The 17,745-nt window shown below is 59.6% G+C and carries 15 protein-coding genes; 1 reads left to right on the plus strand and 14 read right to left on the minus strand.

The features are described from left to right. Positions 1-74: 74 nt before the first annotated feature. The 5 genes from DVH29_RS14855 to DVH29_RS14875 all read right to left on the minus strand — a co-directional run bounded on the left by DVH29_RS14855 (position 75) and on the right by DVH29_RS14875 (position 5,778). A complete protein-coding gene (locus DVH29_RS14855) occupies positions 75-1,151 on the minus strand; it encodes a DNA topoisomerase IB (RefSeq protein WP_245945015.1) in 1,077 nt (358 codons plus the stop codon). Beyond that, entirely contained in the window at positions 1,126-1,971 is an 846-nt protein-coding gene (locus DVH29_RS14860) for an SDR family oxidoreductase (RefSeq protein ID WP_114646977.1), read from the minus strand. The genes DVH29_RS14855 and DVH29_RS14860 overlap by 26 nt, the downstream gene beginning before the upstream one ends. Positions 1,972-2,076: 105 nt before the next feature. Beyond that, positions 2,077-2,772, minus strand: coding sequence for a fumarylacetoacetate hydrolase family protein (locus DVH29_RS14865; RefSeq protein WP_114646978.1), 696 nt, complete (start codon positions 2,770-2,772; stop codon positions 2,077-2,079). A gap of 7 nt (positions 2,773-2,779) precedes the next feature. Beyond that, positions 2,780-4,450 carry a thiamine pyrophosphate-binding protein gene (locus DVH29_RS14870; RefSeq protein WP_114646979.1) on the minus strand — a complete coding sequence of 557 codons (1,671 nt, stop codon included), beginning with the start codon at positions 4,448-4,450 and terminating at the stop codon, positions 2,780-2,782. 119 nt (positions 4,451-4,569) lie between these two features. After that, positions 4,570-5,778 carry an MFS transporter gene (locus tag DVH29_RS14875; RefSeq protein WP_114646980.1) on the minus strand — a complete coding sequence of 403 codons (1,209 nt, stop codon included), beginning with the start codon at positions 5,776-5,778 and terminating at the stop codon, positions 4,570-4,572. 218 nt (positions 5,779-5,996) lie between these two features. Between DVH29_RS14875 and DVH29_RS14880 the strand changes: the two genes are divergently transcribed. After that, positions 5,997-7,037: a type I restriction endonuclease gene (locus DVH29_RS14880; RefSeq protein WP_114646981.1), complete on the plus strand. Its 1,041-nt coding sequence runs from the start codon at positions 5,997-5,999 to the stop codon at positions 7,035-7,037. A gap of 543 nt (positions 7,038-7,580) precedes the next feature. Here DVH29_RS14880 and DVH29_RS14885 read toward each other — a convergent pair. The 9 genes from DVH29_RS14885 to DVH29_RS14925 all read right to left on the minus strand — a co-directional run bounded on the left by DVH29_RS14885 (position 7,581) and on the right by DVH29_RS14925 (position 16,959). Beyond that, on the minus strand, positions 7,581-9,038 hold the full coding sequence (locus DVH29_RS14885; protein ID WP_114646982.1) for an NAD-dependent succinate-semialdehyde dehydrogenase: 1,458 nt from the start codon (positions 9,036-9,038) through the stop codon (positions 7,581-7,583). 13 nt (positions 9,039-9,051) lie between these two features. Then, on the minus strand, positions 9,052-10,278 hold the full coding sequence (locus DVH29_RS14890) for a flavin monoamine oxidase family protein (protein ID WP_114646983.1): 1,227 nt from the start codon (positions 10,276-10,278) through the stop codon (positions 9,052-9,054). Beyond that, positions 10,269-11,276, minus strand: a complete 1,008-nt coding sequence (locus tag DVH29_RS14895; RefSeq protein ID WP_114646984.1) for an EamA family transporter — start codon at positions 11,274-11,276, stop codon at positions 10,269-10,271. The genes DVH29_RS14890 and DVH29_RS14895 overlap by 10 nt, the downstream gene beginning before the upstream one ends. After that, positions 11,277-12,401: an ABC transporter ATP-binding protein gene (locus tag DVH29_RS14900; protein ID WP_114646985.1), complete on the minus strand. Its 1,125-nt coding sequence runs from the start codon at positions 12,399-12,401 to the stop codon at positions 11,277-11,279. Beyond that, positions 12,398-13,174, minus strand: coding sequence for an ABC transporter permease (locus tag DVH29_RS14905; protein ID WP_114646986.1), 777 nt, complete (start codon positions 13,172-13,174; stop codon positions 12,398-12,400). The genes DVH29_RS14900 and DVH29_RS14905 overlap by 4 nt, the downstream gene beginning before the upstream one ends. Beyond that, complete coding sequence (locus DVH29_RS14910) at positions 13,174-13,956, minus strand: ABC transporter permease (protein ID WP_199562607.1); 783 nt, start codon at positions 13,954-13,956, stop codon at positions 13,174-13,176. The genes DVH29_RS14905 and DVH29_RS14910 overlap by 1 nt, the downstream gene beginning before the upstream one ends. A 106-nt stretch (positions 13,957-14,062) precedes the next feature. After that, positions 14,063-15,142: an ABC transporter substrate-binding protein gene (locus DVH29_RS14915; RefSeq protein WP_114646988.1), complete on the minus strand. Its 1,080-nt coding sequence runs from the start codon at positions 15,140-15,142 to the stop codon at positions 14,063-14,065. A 26-nt stretch (positions 15,143-15,168) separates the two neighbouring features. After that, positions 15,169-15,723: a helix-turn-helix domain-containing protein gene (locus tag DVH29_RS14920; RefSeq protein WP_114646989.1), complete on the minus strand. Its 555-nt coding sequence runs from the start codon at positions 15,721-15,723 to the stop codon at positions 15,169-15,171. Positions 15,724-16,632: 909 nt separating this feature from the next. Further along, positions 16,633-16,959: a DUF736 domain-containing protein gene (locus tag DVH29_RS14925; protein WP_114646990.1), complete on the minus strand. Its 327-nt coding sequence runs from the start codon at positions 16,957-16,959 to the stop codon at positions 16,633-16,635. Positions 16,960-17,745 lie beyond the last annotated feature (786 nt).

Consider the following 17,745-nt stretch of genomic DNA (forward strand, 5'->3'; position numbering starts at 1 on the left):
CCTCCAGATCATTGAATCTGGAAACCCATGAATCACACTCCCCGACAGAATTGAATCCTGAATGTCGATTGAACCTAGCGCGGCGCGTGGCGCTGCAGCCACGCCGCCGTCAGCGTTTCCTCCGCATCGAGCCCCTTGCGGCGCGGGCGGGCGGCGCGGATATCGGCCACTTCCCGCGCGAGCTTGCCCTGCTCCCAATGTTCGAACACGGCGGGATGGATATAGCAGGCCCGGCACACGGCGCGGGTATTTCCCAGCCGGCGCGACACCGCGTCGATCACCCCATTGAGGGTCCGGGCCCGCGCGGTCTTCGCCTCGGGAACCTCCGCCTCGGCCAGGAGGCTGAGGGCGCGCATCGTCCCGCCCCAGGTGCGGAAGTCCTTGGAACTGAACCGCTCCCCGATCGCCTCGCGGATATAGGCGTTGACGTCGTGCGAACCCAGATCGTGCAGCGCCCCCTCGCCGTCGCGATAGCGGAACAGGCGCTGGCCCGGCAGGTCCTCGATGGTCCGCATCACCCGCGCCATGCGCCGGTCCGCGACTTCGATATCCCACTGCTTGCCCGACTTGCCCTTGAACGCGAAATGCAGCCGGGAGCCCGAAATCTCGAGATGGCGCGCCCGCAATGTGGTGAGCCCGAAACTCTTGTTGTCCCGCGCATAGCTATCATTGCCGACCCGGATCATCGTGTTGTCGAGCAGCCAGACGATGCTCGCCAGCACCTTTTCGCGCGGCGTGCCCTGCCGCCGCAGATCCGCGTCGACGATCTTGCGGAGCCTGGGGAGGCTGGCGGCGAAGTCCGGCATCAGCGCATATTTCGCCTTGCCGCGATCCGCGTGCCACAGGTCGTGATAGCGATATTGCTTGCGCCCCTTCTGGTCGCGCCCGGTGGCCTGGATATGGCCGCCGGGATCGTCGCATATCCACACATCTGTCCAGGCCGGCGGGATGGCCAGCGCCTTGATCCGTGCGATCTCGCTCGTCCGGCGCACCGGCTTGCCGCTGGCGCGCAGATAACCGAACCCCTTCCCGCGCCGCCGGCGGGTGATCCCCGGCTCGTCGTCGTTCACATAGCGCAACTCTCCATTGGAGAGCCCCGGATCGATGGCGTTCATCGCCTTGCGCTCAACTGGAGGGGTATTCGCCGCCATCGACGTGAATGGCCTGGCCGGTCATGTATCGTCCGTCCTCGCAGGCCAGCATCAGATAGGCCGGGGCGACCTCATTGGGCTGTCCCGCCCGGCCAAGAGGCGTGTCGGTGCCGAAGGACTTCACCTTGTCGGGCGGAAAGCTCGCCGGGATCAGCGGCGTCCAGATCGGACCCGGCGCCACCATGTTGACCAGAATACCCTTTTCGGCGTAGCGCGCCGCCAGCGAGCGCGTCAGCGCGACGATGGCCCCCTTGGTCATGGCGTAGTCGACCAGTTGCGGATTGCCGCGATAGGCGACGATCGAGGCGGTGTTGATGATGCGCGCGCGCGCCTCCAGATGGTCGATGACCGCCTGGATCATGTACATATAGCCGAAGATATTGGTCTCGAAGACCTGCCGCATCTCCTCGGTCTCCATCGCGGCCAGATCGTCGCGCACATGCTGCTCGGCGGCATTGTTGACGAGGATATCGATGCGCCCGAATTGCTGCCGCGCCCGCCGCCCCACCGATTCGCAGAAGTCCCGGTCGCCCACATCGCCGGCGATCAGCAACGCTTCGCTGCCTTCCGCCTCAATGAGCGCTCGGGTTTTCTCCGCATCCTCGGTCTCTTCCTTGTAGACGATGACGAGCTTGGCACCCTCGCGCGCGAACAGCACGCTCACCGCCCGCCCGATCCCCGAATCGCCGCCGGTTATGATCGCGACCTTGCCCTCGAGCCTGCCGCTGCCGGGATAGAAGGGCGTATAGTCCGGCCGGGGCGTCATTTCCGCCTCGGACCCGGGCTGATGGCTCTGATGCTGCGCAGGTTGTCCGGGCATGGAAAGCTCCTTGGGGTTCGATCATCCGTCGGTGACGGAAATGCGGGGCGGGAGTGCTTCGTTCCCCCACCCCGCCGTCGAACACATGGAGCAACGCCGACCGGCTCAGACCACCGCGACGTCCAGTTCGGCGATTCCCTCCACCCTCGCGACGAGGCGGTCCCCGCGAGCCACGGGCCCAACCCCCGCCGGCGTGCCGGTCATGATCACGTCGCCCGGCAGGAGCGCGAAGGCGCGCGAGAGCGTCGCGATGATTTCGGGAACCTTCCAGATCATCTGGTTGAGATCGCCGATCTGCCGTGGCTCACCATTGACCGAGAGGGTGATGGCCCCGCTATCGGGGTGCCCGATATCGCGCGCCGTCGCCAGCGCGCTGCACGGCGCCGACTGGTCGAACCCCTTGGCGATATCCCATGGGCGCGACAGCGCCTTGGCCTCGCTCTGGAGGTCCCGGCAGGTCATGTCGAGCCCCACGCCATAGCCGAACACGTGATCGAGCGCCGCATCCACGGCGATATCGGTTCCGCCCTTGCCCAGCGCGACGATCATCTCGACCTCATGATGCACGTCGCTGCTCATGGCCGGATAGGAGAACCTCCCATCGACGCTGAGCGCGCTGGCCGGCTTGAGAAAGAAGAACGGCGGCTCCCGCGTCGGATCATGCCCCATCTCCACCGCATGGGCGGCATAGTTGCGGCCGATGCAGAAGATGCGGTTGACCGCGAAACGCTGCGCCGACCCCGACAGGGCAAGGCTGGCGCGCGGCGCGGGGGGCAAGGCGTAGTCGGGTTCGGTGGGCATTGAGCGTTCAGCCTCTGTTTTCGAGCGCCGCCTGGCGCAGTTTCGCAAGTGTGGTGCGTGGGGTGATCGCCTCCGGATCGAGCTTGAGCTCGATCACGGCGGCCTTGCCGGCGGCAAGGGCCCGCTCCATGGCCGGCCCGAACTCCGCCGTCTCGGTCACCGTCTCCCCATGGCCACCAAAGGCCCGGGCATAGGCGGCGAAGTCGGGATTGACAAGATCGGTGGCCGACACCCGCCCGGGATAATGGTTCTCCTGATGCATGCGGATGGTGCCCAGAATGCCATTGTTGAACACGATCACCACCGGCCGCGTGCCCGCGGCCATGGCCGTCGCCAGTTCCTGCCCGCTCATCAGGAAGTCGCCGTCGCCGGCAAAGCACACCACCCGCGCCTCGGGCCGTACGATGGATGCCGCCACCGCCGCCGGAACGCCATAGCCCATGGAACCGGAGGTGGGCGCCAGTTGGGTCCCAAATCGGCGGTAGCGGTGGAACCGGTGCAGCCATATGGCGAAATTGCCGGCGCCATTGGTGTAGATGGTGTCCTCCGGCATATGCGCTTCCAGCCAGGCCATGATGTCGCCCACCTGGATCGCCCCGGGATTGGGCTGGCACACCTGCCAGTCCGTATAATCGGCATGCGCCGCCGCGCCGCTGCCCCGCCAGACCGGGTCGGCGATCGGCTCCAGCGCGGCCGCCGCCAGGGCGAATTCGCGCGGCGTGGCGTTGATGGCCAGCGTGGGATGATAGACCCGCCCCAATTCCTCGGGATCGGGATGCACATGGACGAGCTTTTGGCTCGGCAACGGAATGCCGATCAGGGAATAGCCGCCCGTGGTCATCTCCGTCAGCCGGGCGCCGACCACCAGCAGGAGATCGGCCTCCCGGATGCGGTCGGCCAGCTTGGGATTGGGCCCGATCCCCAGATCGCCGGCATAGAGCGGGTGGACATTGTCGAACCGGTCCGCGCGGCGGAAACTGGTGGCCACCGGCAATGCGTTGGCTTCGGCAAAGCGCTGCATGGCGACAACCGTCTCCGCGCTCCAGGGTGCCCCGCCCAGCAGCAGCATGGGCCGCTGCGCCGCCGCCAGCATGGCGCGCAGGGCCGAAAGCTCGCCCGTGCCCGGCCAGCTTTCGAGCGGCGCATAGGGCAGCGCATCGGCCACCTCGGCCATGTCGGTGAGCATGTCCTCGGGCAAGGCCACGGCGACCGGCCCCGGCCGTCCGCTGGTCGCCACCCGGAAAGCCCGGGCGATCAGTTCGGGCAACCGCGCCGCATCGTCGACCTGAACCGTCCATTTGGTCACCTGACCGAACATGCGCCGATAGTCGATCTCCTGAAAGGCTTCGCGCTCGACCTGGTCGCGCGCCACCTGGCCGATGAAGAGGATCATGGGCGTCGCGTCCTGCATGGCCACATGCAGGCCGGCGCTGGCATTGGTCGCCCCCGGTCCCCGGGTCACCATGCAGATGCCCGGCCGCCCGCTCAGCTTGCCATGCGCCTCGGCCATCATCGCCGCATTGCCCTCCTGGCGGCAGGTGATCGTGCGGATCGAAGGCGCATCGTAAAGCGCGTCGAGCACGGCAAGATAGCTCTCGCCGGGGACGCAGAACACATGGTCCGCCCCATGCAACTTGAGTTGATCGACAAGAATCTGACCGCCGGTTCGCCTGACCATCAGTAAGCCCTCCCTATGCCCTGGGCAGAGCCTCGCCGGAGAGGCGCGCCCTGTCCAGAGGCCAAATGCGGATTCGGCCAAGAGAAATGTGCGATGCGGCCCTTGGGCCGAGGCCGCGCTCAGCGTTTCTCGTCGATCCGGGGCAGGAACCAGGCCAGAAGCCCGGCAAGGGGAAGGAAGGAACAGATGTGATAAACCGTCTCGACCCCATAGCTGTCGGCCATGGCGCCCAGAACGGCCGCCGCGACGCCGGCCAGGCCGAAATTGAGCCCGTAGAACAAGCCCCCGATCAGGCCGATGCGGTTGGGCAGCAATTCCATGGCATAGATCAGGATCGAGGCGAAGGCGCTGGCCATGATCACGTTGATCGATATGGTCAGAACCCCCGTCCAGAAGAGGTCCGCATAAGGCAGGATCAGCGTCAGCGGCAGCGGCCCCAGCACCGACAGCCAGATGACGCGATTACGCCCGATCCGGTCCCCGACGATTCCCCCGATCAGCACCCCCACCGCGGCGGCGAGCAGGAACACGAACAGCATCATCTGCGCCGAGGGGATCGAAAGGCCGAACCGCTCCATCAGGTAGAAGGTATAAAAGGACCGGAAGCTCTCATTATAGGCGTTCTTGGAAAACATCAGCAGGGTCAGCACGGCCAGCCCGACGCCGATGGTGAGCGGCGCATGCCGGACCGGGGTGCCGCCCGCCGCCCGGGCGGTGGCCCGTGTTGCGGCGAACTCGGCGCTGATCTCGCGCTGCTTGCTGCCGATCCAGGCCAGCAGCAGCATGGCGGCGAGGGCGGCAACCGCGAACCAGGCGAGGCTCGTCTGTCCCCAGGGCACGATGACCACGGCGGCCAGCACCGGACCCAGCGCTCCCCCCGCCTGCCCGCCGACCTGGAAGATGCCCTGCGCCAGCCCCTGCCGCCCGCCGGCTCCATAGCGGGCCATGCGCGTCGCCTCGGGGTGGAAGATCGACGACCCGATGCCGATCAGGGCCACCGAGACGAGCACCATCGCATAACTGTGCGCATAAGCCAGACTAACCAGCCCCGAAAGGGTGAACATCATGCCGACAACCGGCGAATAAGGCGCTGGTCGGCGGTCGGTCACCATACCGATCACCGGCTGCAGCAGCGATCCCGCGATCTGGAACGTGAGGGTGATCATGCCGATCTGCACGAAATCCAGCGCATAAGCCTCCCTCAATATGGGATAGGCCGCCGGGATCAGCGACTGCATCAGATCGTTGAGAAGATGGCTGAGACCGAGAATGACCAGCACGGTCATATGGGTTCTGGGCCGGCTGGCGGACAGGGAGGCGGTCGTCATTGGCGGGGGCTTTATAACCTGATGTCGGACCTATCGACCGCACAATGCGGCGCTGCGACAGACCCCCAGAATAGGCCATCGCACCGGACAACCGCAATATGCCGATAAGACGGATGCGCAAGATCCTGCCGGCAGTCCAACTTGACCTTTTTGCCGATACATGGACGAACTTACGCCACCGTGGCACGATAAGATCAGAATATTCTTGGGGGAAAAAAATGAGCATAGAACAGGCGCTTCATGTACTTTCGGAACGGGTAAAATCTCATTCCAGCACGATGATAACCGAAGAGGCCGTAAAGACGGCCGTAGTCCTTCCTTTCTTCCAGGCGCTTGGCTACGACGTGTTCAATCCATCCGAGGTCATCCCGGAATTCACCGCCGATGCGGTTGGTAAGAAGGGCGAGAAGGTCGACTACGCAATCCAGATTGATGGTAACATTCGCATCCTGGTGGAATGCAAGCCGATCACAACGCAACTCGACAAGGTGCATCTGGCCCAACTCTTCCGCTATTTCACGGTCACGACTGCAAAGTTCGCTGTTTTGACCAATGGCCGGACATTTCATTTTCATAGTGACCTCGAGGAGCCTAACAAGCTCGACACGCGGCCGTTCTTGAGCTTCGACCTTTCCGATATCCAGCCTCATCTCCTGGCCGAACTCCGAAAATTCGAGAAGTCAGGCTTTGACGTCGACGGGATATTGGCGACCGCCGAGCGCCTCAAATACACCTCGCTCTTGAAGGCCGAACTCAATAAACTGATCGAAAGCCCTTCCGAAGAGTTTGTCCGCCTGGTCGCTGGGAAGGTGCACGAGGGCCGCTTTACCGCCGCTGTGGTCGAGCAATACACAAATATGGTGCGGGGTGCCTTCCGAGAGGTAATCCGCGACTCAGTCAAGAACCGCCTCTCGTCGGCGTTGGCAGAAACCGACCAGGTCATCGAAGAGATCGAAGCGCCCGAGCCGGACATCGTAACCACGCAGGAGGAAGCAGAGGGCTTCATGATCGTAAAAGCGATCGTGCGCGACACGATCAATGTGTCACGAGTGCATATGCGCGACACGAAGTCCTATTGCGGAATCTTGGTCGACAACAACAATCGGAAACCCCTTTGTCGCCTGCATTTCAATAGAGCCGTCAAATATATCGGCCTGTTCGACGGCGAGCAGGAAGAAAGGGTCATCATCGAATCGCTGGACCACCTTTACGACTACACCGATCGCCTGCGGGCAACTGCGGCGAAATACACGGAGTGACCGACCCCACATTCTATGAACTGACAGGCAGACGATGGGCAGACTGGAGCGGGTGAAGGGAATCGAACCCTCGTCGTAAGCTTGGAAGTGCGCTGGCCGCTCCGCAGTAGCTCGGCCCCACGTGCAGCACATTATAACTCGTTTTGTATCACAATCATAGCCGATGACATCGAGCTTCGGAGTTGCATAATGATGGACAGCGGCTAAATGAGATAATGGCCAGAAGGGGTGGTTGTCGCTCACCAAAAGACAACACGAGACGGAAAATAAACTCCACCGACTTGCACCAAGGGCCTTGAGGGCTAGTTTGGATTTCCCCCGGCCCGTTTTCGTTATTCCCTTAGAATGAGGAGTTCCGTCGGGACCGTCAGTCGAGGAAGGTGAGCTGGTCCTGATCTCCTGTTTCACTCCGCCATCGGCCACGCGCCGGGCCTCAAAGCCACCGCAAAACCGGAAGGTAAATCCAACCTCCCGATTGTTGCGTGCAGCTCCTTGATCATGTATCATACCGCCCGGAGCCTGGACTCCGTGGCCTACTCCCTATCAACTGGGTTCCGTGGTCGCTTTAAAATTGAGGTAATCGTCCAGTCCGGCTTCGCCACCCTCGCGGCCATAGCCTGACATCTTAATGCCACCGAAGGGAACCTCGGCACTCGATATCGCCCCCGTGTTCAGGCCGATCATGCCGGCTTCGATCTTCCCGCCAATGCGTCTCAGGCTGTCAGGCGAGCGGGAGAACACATAAGCGGCTAGGCCCGCTTCAGTGTCATTGGCTAGTTCAATCGCCTCTTCCTCGTCACCAAACTCCGCAATTGCGGCGATGGGGCCAAAGATTTCGTCGCGAAACAGGCGCGACGAGAAGGGCACGCGGAAGGCTATGGCAGGATCAACGTAAGTGCCACTATTTGGAAGTTGCGTCTCCGCACGGAGAATCTCAGTGTCTTGCCTTCTTTCCGCATCGATGAGTCCTTCGAGACGGTCCACCGCAGCCTTGCTCGCAATCGCCCCCATCGTGGTTGTCGACGCGAACCCGTTTCCGACGACTAGTGATTTCATGCGCTTCAGGAGCCCTTGAGTGAACCGTTCCGAGACCGAGCGATGAACTATGAAACGGTTCGCCGCCGTGCAGGCTTGTCCGGCATTACGGAACTTTGCGACCATCGCCTGTGATACCGCTTGGTCCAGATCGGCGTCAGCCAGCACCACGAATGGCGCATTGCCGCCGAGCTCGAGTGACAAGCGCGGCAAGCTCTCGGCACTAGCCGCGACGATCGCACGTCCAACGCGGGTCGATCCAGTAAAGCTAACTTTGTCGATGCGACGACTGTCGAGCAACTGCCGCGTCAGACTAGTCGGGTCGTCCACCAAGAGCAGGTTCACCAGGCCTTTCATCGCTCCGGCCTTTGTGAGCAGCCGCACAAGTGCGATCGCGGAGAGCGGTGTGCTTTCCGAAGGTTTTATGATAGAGGAACACCCGGCAGCCAATGCGGCCGATAGTTTTCTTGCTACCATTGCCAGAGGAAAGTTCCAAGGTGTTATCAGATAACATACGCCTATTGGCTGGCGTTCGACTGTGAGCCTTCGGCTCGCATTCTCGATAAGCTTCACTGACTCCGTGCTGCGCAGCAACAAGTCGGCATACCACCGAAAATAACTTGCGGCATAATCGACCTCCGCCAACGCCTCCTGCAGCACCTTGCCGGTTTCTGCCGTGACGACTGACGCCAGCGTCTCCTTGTGCGCCTTGATAGCACGATAGACTGCGAGCAGCAGGCCAGAACGGGTCGAACGCTCAGTGTGCCGCCACACCCTTAGAGCTTTGCTGGCACCCTCCAGTGCACGTTCTACATCGTCCGCCTCGGCATGCAGCACCTCATAGAGAGCGGATCCATCGACCGGACTGTGTATGACCGCGCCGACCGAGCGGGTGTTGATCCACGTCCCATCCACATGGGACGTGGCGGCGTCTGGGCCGAGAATCTGCTTCACTCCATCGAACATAGATCACCTCAGCCTAGCCATGCCGAAGCAAAGCATTTGCGGCCCGCTCGCCGGAACGCAAGCTGCCGTTCATCGAACTCTCCGACGTGTGTTCGCCGGCGATGGCGATGCGGCCGGCCGCCTCTTCGAATGCGGTAGCGAACTCCGGCTTCCAGGCGACACCGGGTGCTGAATATCCGCCACCTATCAGCGGATCCTGCGTCCAGTCGGTCACGATGATCTCATCCGAAATCGTAAGATCAGTCCTATAGGATGAAATCTTGGTCTTCCAGCCCATCCCTCCATCCTCGAGGGCAAGCTCTTCCACCGTACGCTGCCCACCGGCAAAGGCGGTTACGGCCTCGCGCCCGCAGTCGTCGTCGCTAGCCAAGGAATTCCACGTCCACCACAAGGCGCCGGGATACTGGACACCCATGGGAGGACCGGACCCTTCGGTCGCCGCAGAAATTTTGGCGGCAGCGCCCATGACTCGCGCATCTATGGCTCCGCGCATGATTTCCGGAAGTTCGACATCTTTTACCACTTCGCGGAGCGGTAAGAGGGGGATAGCAATGACTGCGAAATCGGCAACAAATGACGTACCATTTGAAGTCTCGAGCGTAACTTTACCGGCATCCTGCTGTACTGACGTTACCCTGTGCCCGAGCAAAACGGGCTTACTGAGCCGCTTCTCGATTTCGAGGGTGATCGCTTGATTCCCGCTTAGTACCCGCGCGCCATGCTCAAGATAAACTGATCTCCTTCCGCGTTCACGGGTAAGGTAACCTCGGGCACTGACTTTCCCAGGGTCGTTGGCGAGCGAGGTGGCGATTCGAATCCACACCGGGTGCTCAACATAGGCATCGTTTCCCCATGTCTCGCGTGCCGCATCTAGGAGTGAGGCATTATGCCGCCCACGTTCGGTGAAGCCGTCGATGGTACCGTGGAGCTGCTGCTCGGCCTCTGCGAGTTGCTCCGTCGAATAGCGCGTTCCCTCCGCCATCCAGCGGCGATTAAACACTATGCCGTGCGGGATTAGTGGCAGCTCGAGCTCCGCACAGACCCGCCGAATAAGATGCTGGTCGGGACCTATGTACTCGCCACCGCGTTCAACGACCTCGCCATTTGAAAGTTTGTGTGACCACGTGCGCCCACCGACCCTATGGGACGCTTCTAGCACCTGAACATCATGCCCGGCTCTTTCAAGCAGCCAAGCGGCATACATACCTGCCAGGCCGGCACCGGCTATAATCACTTCCATTTTTCACTCCCACTTGTGTTTAGACGCGGCGCAACTTGCCGCTTTTTTAATTCTAAAAATGCGAGCCCCCCTACCGTTATGGCACCGCCCACGAGCTGCAGGGGGGTCAGAATCTCGCCAAGGATGAGCCAAGCCACGGCGGCAGACATCACGGGCTCAGACATGCCAAGCGTACTCGCTCGCGCCGGCCCAAGTGCCGCGACACCGGTTAGCATCAATATGCCTGGCAGCACACTTCCGAGGACCACTATTGAACCGACCACCCACAATGCAGCCACGTCTATGCCGCCCAACGCAGCTGGGAGTGTAACCGGCTCCAGAAGTTCGTTAAGCGGAATGTTCCAGACGGGCAGCAGAATGTGCCATATCACCGTCCCTGCGAGGTAGCCGAAGGCCGCGGTGACTATAGGCGGGCGGGTGGTAAGAGCGCGTCCGGCTAGCAGAAAAACTGCAGCGAAACCCATACCCGAGGCCAATCCCGCAAGCACTCCGAGGAAGTCGAGCCGCACACTGCCATTGCTGGCGCCAACAAGCGCGAGTCCGACAAGGCACGTTGCCATACCCCCGAGTATCGACGGAGTGATTGGAACGTTGCGCACGAAACGCATCCAAAGCACGACGAAGATAGGCGCCGTGTACTGCAGAAGCAGAGCGATGCCGATGGAAATCCGTTCAATGGACCAGTAATAGGTGAGCGGTGTGAAGACCATCCCGCAAATGCCATAGAATATCAATACTGGCAGGTCCTTGCGCTTCACCTTAAGGGAAGGTCGATAGAAGATTAGGACGATGACACCCAAGATGACCAATGTGCCCGTCGAGCGCATAAGCAGCAATTCCATCGCCGAGAAGCGCAGTGTGAGCATCACCTTGGCCAACGAGGAGTTGAAAGAAGCCAGCAATGCAGCACCCAGCGCGCAGGCAACACCGATGGCCACCGGAATCTTTGGCATGTCAAGAGGCAGGCTGAGACCAACTTGTTGAGTATTTTGTGGCATTTACTGCGTCTCTGCGCTCGTTTCATCAGGTTCCAGCAGAACGCCACTAGTGACCTTCCAGGCGAGCGACAACTCTGTGCCCAAGTCGTAAGGAGCCCTATCCGGCGGCAGGCGAACAGCGCCCTGTGTACCGTCAGCGAGCTCGATTTCGTACTTCCAATCAGAACCAAGATAGGCGCGACCGGTCACGGTCACCGGAATGCGATTCTCATCGGCCGCTGCAGCTTCACCCCGCGGCGCGAGATCGAGACGCTCAGGCCGGACGAGCAACATACTTCCCATACGGGTAGCATTGGCCACCCTTACCTGCACACCACAGAAGCTGAGGACTGCTACGTTATCATTCTGCCGTTTGGTTGGCGTACCGTGAATGATCGTTGAATCACCAAGGAACGTCCCTACAAAAAGCGTCTGCGGACGCTCGTAGAGTTCACGCCCTGTGCCGACTTGCTCCACCCGCCCGCGATTAAAGATCGCTATGCGGTCCGAAAGCGACAGCGCCTCCTCCTGATCGTGGGTTACGAACACAAACGTACTACCGACATTGGTGTGGATTTTCCGCAGCTCGCTTTGGAGCGATTCACGTAGTTTTTTGTCGAGCGCGCCGAGCGGCTCATCCAATAGTAGCACGTTCGGCCTGTACACCAACGCACGCGCAATTGCGACACGCTGCTGCTGTCCGCCCGAAAGCTCGTGAGGATACCGGTTCTCAAGCCCTCCAAGATCTACGAGCCGCACTACCTCGGCGATTTGATCGGCCTGACTGGCGCGATCGATCCGGCGCTGTCGCAACGGAAAAGCGATGTTCTGCCAGACCGTCATGTGCGGAAACAGCGCGTAGCTTTGAAAAACCATGCCCAAATTGCGCTTATGTGGTGGCGTATCCTGGACCTGCGAATTTGCGATCCTGATCTCACCCTTGGTGAGCGACGTGAAACCCGCGATCAAATTGAGGGTAGTTGTTTTTCCCGAGCCGCTCGGCCCTAGGAAGGTCACGAACTCTCCTGGCTCTATCTTCAGGTCGATGTCTCTGGCTGCATAGAGGTCGCCGTAGGTCTTTGTAACGCCCTCAAGCTCAATGGCAGCACCACGTCTATTGCGCGATGGCGTGTGGTGAGTGTTCATTTGCGCGTCCTTCTCGGCTGGAACAACATGGTGCATGCAGCAAGGCCGATCGATATCAGCATCATCAGCACGGCGACGGCGGCCACAGTCGGATCGCTATCATGCGTAACGCTCTGGTACATTTTGACCGGAAGCGTCTGGAGATACGGGCTCTGTATGAAAAGAGAGATGATAATCTCGTCGAACGAATGCACGAAGGCAAAGACGCTGCCGGCAATTATCCCAGGCAGGATCAGTGGCAAGGTAATCTGCCGCACGACGTTGATTTTTCCGGCTCCTAGACTCGCTGCCGCCACTTCGAGTTTTGGATCGAGCGTTTGTAATGCGGCCCCAACATTGATGACCACCAGCGGCAGGGCCACTACCGCATGAGCGAAGATAAAGCCCTGCAATGTCCCAAGAAGGCCGAGACGCGTAAAAAGTGCGTACAAGCCGATGGCAAGAAGGATGCCGGGAACCATCGCCGGGCCAATAAAGAGACCGGAGATCGCCTGCCTACCGAAAAAGGTCGAACGATGCAGTGTTATCGCGGCCATAGCGCCAACCACCGTCGCGAGCAGCGCCGACGCGAATGCCACCGTGACGCTGTCCCAGAAGGAGCGTCGCCAGCCCGCATCGCCGAAGAAATTCGCGTACCAGCGCAGTGAGAGTTCTGTGGGTGGGAAGTTGTAGCTTGCATCGGCGTTGAACGAGGTCACGACAACTACGAACAACGGAGCGATCAACCAGATTGCGATCAGAGCCACCAAGCCATAGAGAAACACTCTAAACATCACGCTCCTCCCACGTTCCCGAGGCGAACGCCTTTCGTTAGGCGCAGACAAATCGCGAGAACTAAAATGGTGCTAACCAACAAGATCACACCCATGGCGGAACCGCGGCCCCATTGTAGCAGCCCTCCCACCTGCTGCTGAATTAGAGCTGAAAGCATAGTGTTACGCGGCGAGCCGAGGAGTGCTGGGATGATATAGAATCCGAGTCCCAGAACGAATACGGTTAGACTACCGGCGAAAACGCCCGCCTTTGTCATTGGCAAATATACTTTGAAAAACGCGGTGAGCGGCCTTGCCCCAAGTGCAGCGGCAGCTTGAAGATACTTTGGATCGATCTTCGACATTACCGAATAGAGGGGAAGGACCATAAAGGGCAGCAGCATCTGGCTCATGCCGATGATGACGCCGGTGGTCGTGCGGATCAGCGGAACGCGACCCACATGCAGAGCCTCAAGTGCATCGTTGATAATGCCAGAGTCCTGCAGGAGCACAATCCACGCTAGCGTCCGCACCATCAGACTGGTCCATAATGGCGTCAAAACGACGGCAAGTAAAATCGTGCGCAAACGAGGGCCTGCGGTGCTCATAACATAAGCGTAGGGATAGGCGATCAGCAGACAAATCAAAGCCACGGCGAACGCGGTCCAGAAGGTCCTCAACGTTACCGCCACATTTACTTCGGAGCTGAAAAACCAGCTGTAGTTCTGCAGTCCTAGTTGAGGATCGGCGAAACTGATCCGGATCATCTCCGCGAGCGGATAGAGAAAGAACAGAACCAGCAACAGAAGCCCCGGAAGGAGCCCTGGCTTGGCAACTCGAACTAAGTTGCGTGCCGCCGAAGCGGCACGCCCCCTTTGTGTCAAGGTTGTGCTTGTCATCGGACTGTCATCAATAGCCGGAGATCCAGGCGGTCCACATCTCGTTGAACTCGTCCCAATTCTCGACCCACCAGTCCACATCGACGCTCTGCGAGGTCTGGAGGCGTTCTTCATTGAACAACCACTCCTGCGCCAGCGGCGAGATGTCAGGCTCAGCATCCAGATTTACAGGTGCGTATGACGTCAGCTCCGTTAGTTTCTCAGTTTGCTCGGCGCCGAGATAGTAGTTGATCGCCGCATAGGACAATTCCGGGTTAGGCGCACCTTTAGGAATGGCGAGCGCGTCTACCGCCACGATCCAGTCATTCCATACCGGCTTAATATCCGCTCCTGATTGTGCGGCTCCGTAGCCCCGACCGTTCCACACCCAAGCCATTGAGACTTCACCGGACTCAAGCTGCTGTTGCGCTTGCGCACCCGATGACCATGGAACGATGTGCGAATCTATTGAACGCAGCTTGTCAAATGCCCTCTCGAAATCAATCGGATAAAGATTTTCAGGAGCAACGCCGTCACCAATCAGAGCGGCAATAATCAGGCCTGGAGCAGGGCTCGTAGACATATTAACGCCGCGCTTTCCTGGGAAATGCTCGACATCGAAGAAGTCCACCCACCCATTGGGTGCTTGATCGTACTCCGAGGCATTGTAGACCATAATATCGGAGTAGGCGATTACGGGGACCATACATTCACCCGAAATCAATCCTTCCGGAACGCGCGACGTATCGATCTTGGAGAAATCGAGCTCCTCAAAAAGTTCACCGCAATACTGGTAATTGAGGTAACGATTTCCCGTAAAAAGGTCCCAGACAACATTTTTATTCTCTACCATGGCCCGCAGCTTGTTGAAGTCCGCGGTATCCTGCAAAACGGTGACCCCAGCCTCCTCTGTGAACGGATCCCAAACGGCCTCTTGTTGACCCTGTTGCAAGATTCCGCCGGAGGACGTGAACACCATCGTCTGGCCAGAGAACTGGTCCCCCGGCACTGTTCCGGCTACCACTCCCTCCTGCGCCTGCACCGCACCTGTGGCGACTAGCGCGCAAAACGCCGTTCCAAGCATTGCGGAAGTAAAATCTAGCTTCTTCATTGTAACTCCTCCTTTTTGTACCGAATTTAATCGTCCGGACCTACGACAAATAGTATTTCTGCGTCCACTACACCAATATTTCGCATCATGTGCGGCGTATCGGTTCGGTATTCGAGAGCGTCTCCCTTTTGAAGATTTATCTTCGTGCGCCCAACTGTCGCCTCGACGCTCCCCTCGATGATAAATACAAACTCCTGCGCGCTGCCATGAACGTAAGGTTCATTTGCGTTGGCCTCCCCCGGCTTTACGAGATGAATGAAGACTTCGAATGTGCCGTAGCCCTTTTTAGTAATTAGGGATTTGTTGAGGTGTCCCTCAACATCGAAGTTCTTGCGATCTGCAGATGGCACATAGTAAAACCCTCCCGTGTTTTCGTCCGTCAGCAACTCATTCAGGCTTACGTGAAGGTTTGATGCGATTTGCATGAGAGTGGATATCTGCGCACCAGAGACACCCCGCTCAAGTTGACTAAGAAAGCTCGCGCTAGCTCCGCACTTCTCTCCGAGTTCTCTTAGAGAGAGTCGTTGCCGCTGCCGATGCTTCTTCAAATTCTTACCAATAGCTTCCCATTCGTTGCTCATTTAGCAGCCTTTGCGCGCCTTTGTTCGTCCTTCACGTCGCATACAGCAGCAATGCACGTCCTGTAAAGGCCACTTGATGTTTCGGTGCGTTCTACTTTCCAAGTTGTACAGTAGCACTACGCGAATGTCAAGCTGGCAACGCAAGTGTTTGCGCACTGGCGCACATTTAGGCGCAACCAGACGCGGACTTTCAGCCAGAAGCGTTCAATCGGAATCCTCTCTTGGAACACGAGGGTGCACAGGTGTGAGTTCTTCAATCTGCGTCGGCTTGCGTCATAATGCGTCGATCTGCATCAGAGTGCGTCGGGTGTTCTTGAGCCTGATGGAGCGATCGATCAGGTCTGATCATCTCGTGAAATGTCTAGATCAGATCTGGTGCAGCCGAATTGGGATTATCATTTCCTGCGCTCATGCCGCCGGCAGCCACAGGCTCAGGGCAAACCGTGCCGTGTTCGCTCTGTTGACATCCGGTCACGTTCGTCAAGCATCGTGGTTGCTCGCAGCGCCCGGCAGTTTTTTGTCAGGGATATCGCCGCCGTTTGATCGACGCAATGGTGGACAGAAGAGGGTGTCTTTGATGCGCTCGAATGGCTCGAGCATATCGAATGGGAGGGGGTGCCGGTTACTGCCACATTCACCAACGCTGAACTCACGGCGATGGTGGGGCCCGTTGTGCGTCGGGCCTATGAAGAGGACGCGATCATGGTCCATAGAGCATACTATGCCCTGGCCGCAGGACGCCGAAGACGCGTAATCGGTCTCCATCGCACCCTGGAGCTCCGGAGCAATCGTCCCGGGACTCTATTCTTTCTGCGATATCAAGCACAAAAAAGCCCGCCGGCGATTGCCGGCGAACTTTGAATTATTGCTGATTGCCCCGCCCGACTTGCGGACGGGGCGCTGAGATGTTCAGTCTGCATTGCGACGGTTCGGGCGGGACCAGATGAGGCTGTGCCCCTTACCATCCTCGTCTTCAAAGAGGTTTGCGTAGATTGGATGGGAAAAGCTCGGGTCGTCGAGCTTGAGGCCCAGATATTCCCGGCCCTCGTTTGATTTCTTGGCCCAGGCCGCCCCGATCTCGGCTCTACCGACGAACACGCGATGGGTAGGGGCGTTTTCGCCTGTGGCGCGGTTCTCCGGTGCGATGCGAACGTTTTTGGCCTGAAGGCTGAGGGTCATGATTTCGCCTGCGTATTCGTTGGTGGCGGACTTTTTGAAGTTACCGATGGTGGCCATTGTCTTTCTCCTTGATTTGAAGCTTCGAGCCCGCCCCGTGCGGCCTCGATGGCGATCGGCAGGCCCGGGACGATCGACGGCGCACCCGAAGGGGAAACGGCAAAGGAGGGATTTTCTTGTTGCGCGCGGAATGACGGCGCAGCCGGCAGGGGAAGAAAATTTCGACGCCGCTGTTGCGCCATAGGCGATCGAGGCGCCAGCTGGTCCTGGGCCAGACCAAGCCATTGAAAAGGCCGGACGGGGCGGGCTTTGGCACAAACGGTCAAGGGATTTAGGCGACTATGGATATCAAAAAGACCTCATGTGGGCGAAGGAGGTGTCATCCCCTGCCCTGTCCTTCGGCTCGGCTTCGTCGTTCGAACGCATTGCCACGGCAAGCGGCTCCGTTCGTTCGCTGGATTCGCCGAAATCTTGAACGCAGCGTCCGGGCAAGGCTTCGTGGGCATGGCTGTAGAAGGGCCATGTCGGTTGGTCCTCGCATCATATCGATCATGCCTGCCGATGTTTTGGTGACGGGTTCGCTCCGCCTGCCTGGTATCGACCAGCTGCCTCGCAGTTGCGGGCAGACCTGCCTGCCTTCTGCATCCGCATCGGAGCACGTTCATCATCGTCACATGGGATGGCTGGCGTAAACTTGGTGCGTCGTCGCGCGCAACCGGCGGCATCTGACGCAAGCTCCACCTCCTAAATCCAGGCAGAGTTCACCTCCCTGTCAACGGCGGGGTAAAAGTCGGCCATTGGGCGGCGCAAAACCAGGCCACTTGATGTTGGGGGTATCGAGCGCCG

Source organism: Pelagibacterium lacus (assembly GCF_003345525.1).
Lineage (GTDB): Bacteria > Pseudomonadota > Alphaproteobacteria > Rhizobiales > Devosiaceae > Pelagibacterium > Pelagibacterium lacus.